This window comes from Aeromonas sp. R5-1 (assembly GCF_040908265.1).
GTDB lineage: Bacteria > Pseudomonadota > Gammaproteobacteria > Enterobacterales > Aeromonadaceae > Aeromonas > Aeromonas caviae.
On record NZ_JBFODJ010000017.1, the window covers coordinates 1 to 9,373 of the forward strand.

The 9,373-nt window shown below is 39.1% G+C and carries 6 protein-coding genes and 1 pseudogene; 6 read left to right on the forward strand and 1 reads right to left on the reverse strand.

What is annotated here, in order from left to right:
* Nucleotides 1–277 precede the first annotated feature (277 nt).
* The 6 genes from AB5Y64_RS02840 to AB5Y64_RS02865 are packed head-to-tail and all read left to right on the forward strand — an operon-like array spanning nucleotide 278 to nucleotide 8,771.
* Nucleotides 278–1,600 (forward strand): dynamin family protein, encoded by a 1,323-nt coding sequence (locus AB5Y64_RS02840; RefSeq protein ID WP_182951695.1) that lies wholly within the window; start codon nucleotides 278–280, stop codon nucleotides 1,598–1,600.
* On the forward strand, nucleotides 1,597–3,900 hold the full coding sequence (locus tag AB5Y64_RS02845) for a dynamin family protein (protein ID WP_368203233.1): 2,304 nt from the start codon (nucleotides 1,597–1,599) through the stop codon (nucleotides 3,898–3,900). Before AB5Y64_RS02840 ends, AB5Y64_RS02845 begins: the two co-directional genes overlap by 4 nt.
* Before the next feature lie 15 nt (nucleotides 3,901–3,915).
* The gene (locus AB5Y64_RS02850; protein ID WP_182951697.1) at nucleotides 3,916–4,482 is read left to right on the forward strand and encodes a hypothetical protein; all 567 of its coding nucleotides are present in this window, start codon (nucleotides 3,916–3,918) and stop codon (nucleotides 4,480–4,482) included.
* Between the two features lies 1 nt (nucleotide 4,483).
* The gene (locus AB5Y64_RS02855; RefSeq protein ID WP_182951698.1) at nucleotides 4,484–7,792 is read left to right on the forward strand and encodes an ATP-binding protein; all 3,309 of its coding nucleotides are present in this window, start codon (nucleotides 4,484–4,486) and stop codon (nucleotides 7,790–7,792) included.
* A complete protein-coding gene (locus AB5Y64_RS02860) occupies nucleotides 7,789–8,391 on the forward strand; it encodes an HNH endonuclease (RefSeq protein WP_182951699.1) in 603 nt (200 codons plus the stop codon). Before AB5Y64_RS02855 ends, AB5Y64_RS02860 begins: the two co-directional genes overlap by 4 nt.
* A complete protein-coding gene (locus AB5Y64_RS02865; protein WP_182951700.1) occupies nucleotides 8,388–8,771 on the forward strand; it encodes a hypothetical protein in 384 nt (127 codons plus the stop codon). The genes AB5Y64_RS02860 and AB5Y64_RS02865 overlap by 4 nt, the downstream gene beginning before the upstream one ends.
* 281 nt (nucleotides 8,772–9,052) lie before the next feature.
* Here the strand turns inward: AB5Y64_RS02865 and AB5Y64_RS02870 are convergent.
* A pseudogene (locus tag AB5Y64_RS02870) lies at nucleotides 9,053–9,229 on the reverse strand (transposase); the annotation flags it as partial.
* Between the last annotated feature and the right edge of the window lie 144 nt (nucleotides 9,230–9,373).

Sequence of the window (9,373 nt, forward strand, 5' to 3'; positions counted from 1 at the left end):
TCTCACTAAAAACTGGGAATAACGCCTTAAATGGCGAAGAAACGGTCTAAATAGGCTGATTCAAGGCATTTACGGGAGAAAAGATCGGCTCAAACATGAAGAAATGAAATGACTGAGTCAGCCGAGAAGAATTTCCCCGCTTATTCGCACCTTCCCTAAGTGACTACGTTGTGATACGGGAACTGAATGTGATGGATTTATGTTTATACCTATGCATTGGGATGTAGTGCGTCGAGGATCTAATTTTTTATAAAAATATTAATTAGTGGAAATGTTTATGCTTACAAATGATATAGATAGTAGTGGGTTTGTTTCGTCAAGAATTTTAGAAAGACATCCTTTGATAAATTCGAGTCAAAATTTTCAGTCTAAATATTATGCAGTACTTGAGTATTTTGTAAAAAAATTTAGCTCGAGGAAGGATTATGCTGATGCAAGACTTGTACAATATTTAAATTTGCTTGTGGGTGGCGAATCAACTCTTATACTGAATGAAAGTAATTGCAGTCAACTCATACGAAGCATTGTTAATACTCCATTAATGCCTTGGCGGCGAAAATATCGATACTGGCTTCTCTGTGATATTGCGTTAATCCTTATTGATTACTCGGACATATGCAATGCACAAAAGCAAATAGCTAATTACTTAAGTCATAAGAAGGCTCATTTACTGGAAGGATTGATCGCTGTTCTTCACTCCGATGAGCCTGTCCCGCATGCTTATTCGGTTGCCGAAGATTTAATAAGACAGTTTCGGGTCAACCGAAAGTTTATCTCGCAACCAGCGATGTGTTTTATGGTTACGGCGAATATGAGTGCCGGCAAGTCAACTCTGATCAATGCACTTATTGGAAAGCCATTAACTAAAACATCGCAGGAGGCATGTACAGCAAACCTAACTTACCTTTTCAATAAACCATTTGAGGATGGTTCTATAAATGTGCTTCATTCATCACTTAAACTTGGTGCAAGTTATGATGAACTAATGACAAAGACAGACATTAGTCATATAGCTTCATTTTTCAGGGCATTGGACCATGAACATGGGCGTGTGTGCTTAATCGATACTCCTGGCATTAACTCATCAATCAACCTAGAACACGGAAAATTGACAAAAAGAGCTCTTCAAGATGAAAGATACGATAAGTTGATCTATGTGTTCAATGCCAATCGATTAGGTACCGATGAAGAAATACGATATCTGAAATTTGTGACAGATAATGTTCCTAAAGATAAGATTATTTTCGTGTTAAATAAGCTTGATTCATATAATAAAAATGTTGACTCAATAGAAGATAGCATTGATGGTGTGCGAAAAGATCTTCTTGAAGTAGGATTAGATAATCCGATTGTTTGTCCAATATCAGCATATTTTTCCCTACTAATTAAGATGAAACAAAACGGCGATGAGTTAACCAATGATGAAATTGATGATTTTGAATATTACAAGAAAAAATTCTTAAAACCAGAATTTGATTTGTCATGGTATTATGGTCTCAATGGTAAAGCTGATAAAGATGATGAATTAACTATATTGGCTTGTAAATGTGGACTTTACGGGTTTGAAAATACTCTTTATGGAGCAGTAGTAAAATTATGAAAAAAGTGTTCATAAAATATAATCCATACAAACTTGAAACTGAAGTTAATATTGATGGGAATAAATTAGCACAGAACAGTAAAATCGGAGAGCGGGTCTGTGCCGGAACGCGCCTGCAAGAGTGGATCGAAGAATTGCCACAAATGTTAATTGATGAATATAATGACACTGAGTTTGCAATAGAGTTTCATGGTACACAACTTGACTGCGATGATTTAACAGCAGTTTTCTCAGGGGACCTAAATAAGGGTTTAATCAAGAGTAATAAAATTAGTCATATACCAGCAAAAGAAACTTCAGATAAAGAAGCTTTGATTAATGAGGTCTTTGATGAAATTAAAAAAGGCCCATATGATGAGTTAAGAAGCGAAGATATTCTCAGCGCGTTTAATCATGCCAAGAGTAGTGATTTTGAACTTTGTGTTGTTGCTACTATGAGTGCTGGGAAATCTACACTAGTTAACGCTATGTTAGGTTCAAAACTCATGCCATCAAAGCAGGAAGCATGCACAGCAATAATCACGCGCATTAAAGACGCAATGCGAGATGGCTTGCCATTTAGAGCTGAAGTTTATGGCAAAGAAAATAGGCTATTAGAAACGATTGAAGAACTGAGCTATCCAGTTATGGAACGATTGAATGCAGATCAAACTGTTTCAGTTATCAATGCCTATGGTAATATTCCATTCGTTTCGTCAGATGATGTTTCTCTTGTTATTATTGACACTCCCGGGCCGAATAATTCTCGAGACCGTCGGCATGAAAAAGTACAAAGCGAATTACTTGGTAAGTCATCAAAAGCACTTGTCCTTTATATCATGACCGGTGAGTTTGGCACTGACGATGATAATGCTTTGCTGAAACGTGTTGCTGAAAGTATGACTGTTGGCGGCAAACAATCCAAAGACCGGTTTATTTTTGTAGTTAATAAATTCGATGATCGTAAGAAAGAGGATGGTGATACAAGTAAGACACTAGATCGAATCCGTTCATATTTAAGAACCCATGGAATAGATAATCCCAATTTGTTTCCAGCTTCTGCTCTGCCTGCGTTAAATATTCGGCTAGTTGAAAATGAAGCACCAGAAGTGGACGAAGATACATGTGAAGATACAATAGTCAAGGTTAAAAAGCTGAACAGAAATGAAAACCTGCACTTGGAAAAATATGCATCTTTACCAATAAGTATCCGTAATGAAATTAATGAAATACTTAAAGGTGTCAGAAGCAATTGGAAAGAAGATCCTCGCGACAATCCTAATGAGGCATTGATTCATACCGGGATAACTTCTATTGAGGCCGCCATTCGTCAGTATGTGCAGAAATACGCAAAGACAGCAAAAATCAAAAATATTGTTGATACTTTTGCGCATAAACTTGATGAGGTGGGTTGCTTTGAAAAAACCAAGCGTGAACTGGCGAAAAACCAAGAAGAAAGCGAACGTATTGTAAGACAGATCGAGTCAATAAAAAGAAAAGTTGATGATGCTAAGGCCGCAATAAAGTTTGAGAATAAGGTTGGGGATGCATTACTACAGGTTGAAGAAGATTCAAATAAAGTAGTAAAAGAAATAACCAGAAAATATCAGAATCGCATCACGGAGCAGCATGATTGCCTGAGAGGTAAGGAAATATCTATAGAGGATGCTGATGACGTTGTTGGGCAACTGAAGAAATTTGTCAAAGCGTTAGAGCCTGATTTTGAGGTGGAGTTAAATGAACTTATTCGAGAAAGCATTTTAAATACAAGCAATTCCCTTCTTTCTGAATATAAACAGAAACTGATTTCATTGACAGAGGAAATTGATATTGATGATATTGGCGGAATATCGATAGATCCTCTGAAATTGATGGGTGGCAGCATAGATCCAGAGATAAATAAATATATCGAGAAAAAAGAAATTGAGGATGGTGATGAATTCATCAAAAATAATGATAAAGCATGGTATAAACCTTGGACTTGGCTTCAAGAGAGTGGCTACTATCGGACTAAATACAAAACTGTTAGCTTTGTGAATGGTGGTGCATTAGCGCAAGAGTTTTTTTCACAAATAGAACAGGCTATGCGAGAAAATGGCAAAAATGCTTGTAAACATGCCAAATTACAATCGATAAAATTTGCGGAACAGTTTAAGGCTGAATTTAAACGTCTAGATGTTGTGTTAAAAAATAAACTTGCAGAGCTAGAAAACTACGCTACAGATAAAAAATTAGCGGAAGATCGCGTTAAGGAATCTGAGCTTAAACTTGCATGGCTTAAGCAAATTAATGTGAAAGTTGAATCAATTCTCGAAATCTAATAAGAGGAAACACTTGTGACTATAACAAATGCATTCAGAGACGCGGTTGAAAACGGTAATGTCATTGGTATCCGTATTATGCTTAAGGATAGTTTACTTGTTGATCTTTCATTCAATGAGTTCGAGGAAATGGAACGCATAGCATTATCAGATGTTTGCAATCTTTACGACAAGCATGATGGTTGTGAGTTACTCCTTAACGAGACTATGTGGGATGACAACTATATGAACGGGTTGATGGTAGATGTTGTCGATAATTTCTCTCGAGAACGGGTTGCGCATCTCAAAAAAGTAGTTCGTAAATTGCGACCAGTTCCTGCGACAACGCCATCAACTATCTCTTCAGTACAACAACATAGAGAAAATTCACAACCGAAATATCACGGCTCTCGATATCGTAGTTATCAAGAGCAGAAAGCTTGCGATCAACGGAGTGGTTTATATCGTGAAGCCAAAATAGCGGGTGGGGCAGTCATTGGTGCAGTTGTCGGGAGTGTAGTTGCAACGCCAGTGATAGGTGCAGCGGTAGGTGCAGTGGTGGGTGGGGTAATTGTCGCTGCAGCAACGAAAGGGGCTCATTAAGATGAGTGATTATACAAATCTGTCTGAAAATTCTTTAAAAAAAGAGTTAACTGACTATAACGAAAATATACCTGCGGCCATACCGGAAAGTAATGTGCCAGGTTTTGATTTGCTTCGGAGACAACTCGCTGAAGCAAGTTTACTTGTAGGTGATATTGTTTTAAAAAATTATCTTTTGCGATTGTCAGAGTTTAATGTTATTCCTCTTGATGATAGCTTGAAAAAAATAAGTGACATACGTTTATTCAAGATAAACGAAATAGTTTACCAAAATGACGAATATTCTACGTATAAGTTTGCCTCTGTATTCAATTCAGTACAGAATCTGAATTGTGGTGTGTTTATTATCGCTGATAGCGATGGAAAGAAAACTGATTTTTATATGGGGGTCCGAACGCTCGATAATAAACGTACGACTAAATCACTTAAAGATACATTAAGAAACGCTTTGGTCGGACAGTTTCCCGGTGTAAAAACGAAAGATTTGCTCGACCCTGAAGCTGAAGATTTTCTCTTAAATATTCCTTCGAAAAATATTGCAACGGTTTCTTGTGTTGCCAAAAATAAAGATGATGAGTTCAATGATAACCAAAAGTTTATTCAAGGTCTTGAGAAACTGGCGATTTCGATGCAAGGGCAGCGTTACACCGTCATAGTTTTGGCAAAAAGTACGCCTGCAGAACAATTGACTGAAACACGCCGAGCTTACGAATCCATCTACACACAGCTTTCTCCATTTACTAATATCCAGTTAAGCTATGGTACTAATACCGCGTTAAATATTTCTGATGCGTTTTCGAGCGGAATAACGACAGGCACATCACATTCGTTTAGTCAGTCTACTCAGACCGGATCAAGTTACTCGAAAGGTTCAACTACAAACGAGTCAGAAACAAAGACAGATACGAAAGAAATGCTTGCTAAGGGCATTGGCTCAGCTTTGCTGGGTGTTGCCAGTATTGTGACGGCCCCATTGACTGGCGGGGCTAGCCTTGTTGCAGCTGGTGGGATAATGGCTGGTCAAATTGGATTAAGTGCTATAAACCCAAAATCTGTAACTAGGGGTACAGGAACAAACGAAAACTATACCAAAAGCACTTCCGAAACAACGAGTGAGTCAGATTCCATCAGTGAAAGTAAGAGTGAAAACCAGACTCATACCAAAGGTGTAACTTTAGGCTCTTCCGATAATATTCAGCTTACTATGCAAAATAAATCGCTTATTAATACACTTGAGCGTATTGATTTGCAGTTGAAGCGTATGGACGAATGCGAAAGCCTCGGTATGTGGGAGTGTGCAGCCTATTTTTTATCAGATAGTCAAGAAACCGTTGAAATGGCCGCCGGTACGTATAAAGCTCTGATGAAAGGTGAAAAGTCTGGTGTCGAAACATCAGCAGTTAACTTTTGGGGGCGAGATAACATCAAACAACGACCGTTACTTCATGCGTATATCACTAATTTCATACACCCTGTTTTCGAGTATCGATCAGCATCTACTCTTGTACCAATCATGGCATCATCGCTGGTTAGTGGAAATGAATTGGCGATACAAATGGGTTTGCCAAGAAAATCAGTATGTGGTTTTCCTGTAATTGAACACGCTGATTTTGGTAAAGAGGTGATCAAGTACAATCAACAAGACAGCTCAAGCAGCTTCATTGTTGGTAAAGTGTTTAGCATGGGGCGAGAAAGTGATACCGAGGTGCGGCTTGATCGTGATTCATTGACCATGCATACATTCATCTCCGGTTCGACTGGCGCAGGAAAGAGCAATGCGATATATGAAATTCTCAATCAGTTGAGAAACGTATACGGAACTAAATTTTTGGTTGTTGAACCTGCAAAAGGTGAGTATAAAAATATATTTGGGCAGTTTTCTGATGTGCACGTATATGGAACTAACCCCAAAAAAAATAGCATGCTAAGAATAAACCCATTTCGCTTTCCTGCAGATATCCATGTGCTTGAGCACTTGGATAGACTTGTTGAACTGTTTAACGTTTGTTGGCCAATGTATGCGGCTATGCCTGCCATTTTGAAAGAGGCAATGGAAAGGGCTTATATCGCCACTGGTTGGAATATCATCGCTTCCGAAAATTCCAGGGGGGCTCTTTTCCCTAACTTTTCAGATTTATTAGAGCAAATAGAAAATGTTCTGGACGAGTCAAAATACTCTTCTGATAGCAAAGGTGATTATTCTGGTGCGCTTTGTACTCGAGTTCGTTCGCTCACGAATGGATTGAATGGACTTATTTTCTGTAGCGATGATTTGAGTGATAGAGATCTGTTCGACAAAAATGTAATCGTTGACTTAAGTAGAGTGGGGTCAACTGAAACTAAGTCTCTTATCATGGGTATGCTCGTCATAAAGCTGAATGAATATCGGATGACCTCGGGCAAGATAAATAGTCCACTTTCGCATGTTACTGTACTAGAGGAGGCTCATAACCTACTCAAGCGAACATCGACAGAACAATCTTCTGAAGGCTCTAACTTGCTTGGTAAGTCAGTAGAATTAATTGCAAATTCTATTGCTGAAATGCGTACGTATGGCGAAGGATTTATCATAGCCGATCAGTCACCTGGACTATTGGATTTGTCAGTTATTCGCAATACCAATACAAAAATTATTTTCCGTTTACCAGAACAAAGTGACAGAGAACTGGTTGGTTTAGCAGCAAGCCTTAATGATGAACAAATAAAGGAACTTTCAAGGCTTGAACGGGGTGTTGCAGCAATTTATCAAAACGACTGGGTTGAACCAGTTTTGGTGAAAGTAAGCAAATGTGAAATTGATGCCAAACATTACAACTGTGTATCAGATCTGACATTGATTGATGTGAAAAAGGTCTGGCAGCAATTGGTTTACTTCTTGATACAAGGGCGGATTCGGGAACGATTAGAGTTTGATGTGACTGAAATCGAGCGTAGTTTGGAATCGTTACAGATCACATCTAATCATCGTGATTTTATTGAAGAGCAAATCGCTGAATACAGAACAGACGGAAAATTGTCATTATGGAGCGAAGAAAACTTCAAAAAACTTGCTCGAAGATTATCAGCCTTGCTAGGCGTTCGTAGTCGTGTCGAAAAAGCTGTCATTACCGCCACGAGTAATTATGAGTTAACTGAAAAGCTATCTAGTGTGGTGAAATCTTTCATTCCTATAGCGTCAGAGCAACTTATGTTCACATTGGCTCAATGTTTTATGAAGGATTTCAGTCTTGGGGAGGTTGAGACTGAAATGCGTGAAAAAATATATAAACAGTGGATCGATGATGTCATGGATAGGAGTGTCAAGATATGAGTCCAACTGTATTAAAAGACGTTGCGGATATTAGGGTTACTCGATTTTCAGAGTGTAATCTTGGTAAGCTCAGTGATGGAAAGATTTTTTATAAACCGTTAAGTGACTATGATAAACCATTAGGCGCAGCCTGTGATAACGTCAAGCATTGCCCTGTCGATAATAAATCAGATGGCAAAGAAAACAATGGGCGATGGGATGGGGAACGGGGAGATTCAAAATGGATTCCAAATCCTGACTACATACCACAAAAAGCAAATGCCGCTGAAAAAACCTGGGGTGAAATACTTGAAAAATATGATATCGATGGAATTCGATTCAAAGATGGTGAACCAGATTTCAGCGAAATAAGTAAGGGTGATGTTGAAATAGAACCATTTTCCGACAGCCGTTCAGATAATTTTGATAAGGCTGACATTGAGTTAGCAAAGCAAAAAGGCTGTTCTCCAGAAGATGTTGCAAAATGGAGGAAGGAGAATGGATATACTTGGCATGAGTGTAAAGATATGAAAACAATGCAGAAAGTTCCAAGTGAAGTTCATAACAATATCCCGCACAGTGGCGGAATATCAGAGGCCAAGAAAGGAACAGGTGTATGATAATCAATAACGCTATTTTTGGAGAGTTAACATTTAATACTGGCTGGAAGAGTAAAACGGTCATTAGCTTGTTTGGTGTCGATTATGATGTTGTCGTTAAAATAAAGGCATATTTTGAAGCAGATGGCATTACAACAGAGCAAGAAATTGCTATCGCTGGTTTTGCTAAAAATAAATTAGTGCAACTGGATGCCATTGAGCAAGCGCTTAATGATTATGCTAATGGCGATTCTTTGAATTTGTTCGTTCCTCGGGTGTTATTGTTTAACCGAGATGGCAGTTATGCTTTACTTCTTGACGATAGTCGTGATGTGGAAGATGGAATCGCTGTGACGATCGCACCTAATATATCTGTTGTTTCACAGAACGAATATCTATAAAAAGTTTAATTTATTGGTTCATTTGTGCAGTTTGTACAGATCTAGTTATCACCTGACACCGGCCTCAAACCGGTGTCTTGTTTACGCTACTTTAGTGGCGTTGTTGATCAAATCCGTCGCTGGATGGCCGTTCCCCAACCCGTTGATACCACTCAATTCACTGGCTGGCGAACAGGCATACCAAGCCCTATCAGCTTGTTCATCACCTTCACGCCAGCCAGGATTTCGCCCACCTGGGCGTTGTAGTTCCGCAGGCTCAGCGTTGGCCCGATGAGTTGCTTGTAGAGCTGGCTACGGCCCCGCCGTCCATGATGGTCGTGGTGAAACCAGTTGCTCATGGCCTCGGCATCAACCCAGAAGGTGAGTGAACCACGATTAATCAAAGACTTGTTGTATTTAGGCCAGTTGGTGATGGGGTGAAGCGACGGTAAGTATTCACCGGAACAGTATTGACACAGGAAAAATGAGACGATCGTCTCTTGATCCCACTTTCCTGCTTGCTTGATCCGTAAGTATTCACCGGAACAGTATTGACACAGGAAAAATGAGACGATCGTCTCTTGATCCCACTTTCCTGCTTGCTTGATCCTGCTCCTTAGATA

What these genes read in the sequence shown, in the direction of transcription:
- AB5Y64_RS02865 (WP_182951700.1), top strand. Translation starts at nt 8,388, where the DNA reads ATGATAATCAATAACGCTATTTTTGGAGAGTTAACATTTAATACTGGC.
- AB5Y64_RS02860 (WP_182951699.1), top strand. Translation starts at nt 7,789, where the DNA reads ATGAGTCCAACTGTATTAAAAGACGTTGCGGATATTAGGGTTACTCGA.
- AB5Y64_RS02855 (WP_182951698.1), top strand. Translation starts at nt 4,484, where the DNA reads ATGAGTGATTATACAAATCTGTCTGAAAATTCTTTAAAAAAAGAGTTA.
- AB5Y64_RS02845 (WP_368203233.1), top strand. Translation starts at nt 1,597, where the DNA reads ATGAAAAAAGTGTTCATAAAATATAATCCATACAAACTTGAAACTGAA.
- AB5Y64_RS02840 (WP_182951695.1), top strand. Translation starts at nt 278, where the DNA reads ATGCTTACAAATGATATAGATAGTAGTGGGTTTGTTTCGTCAAGAATT.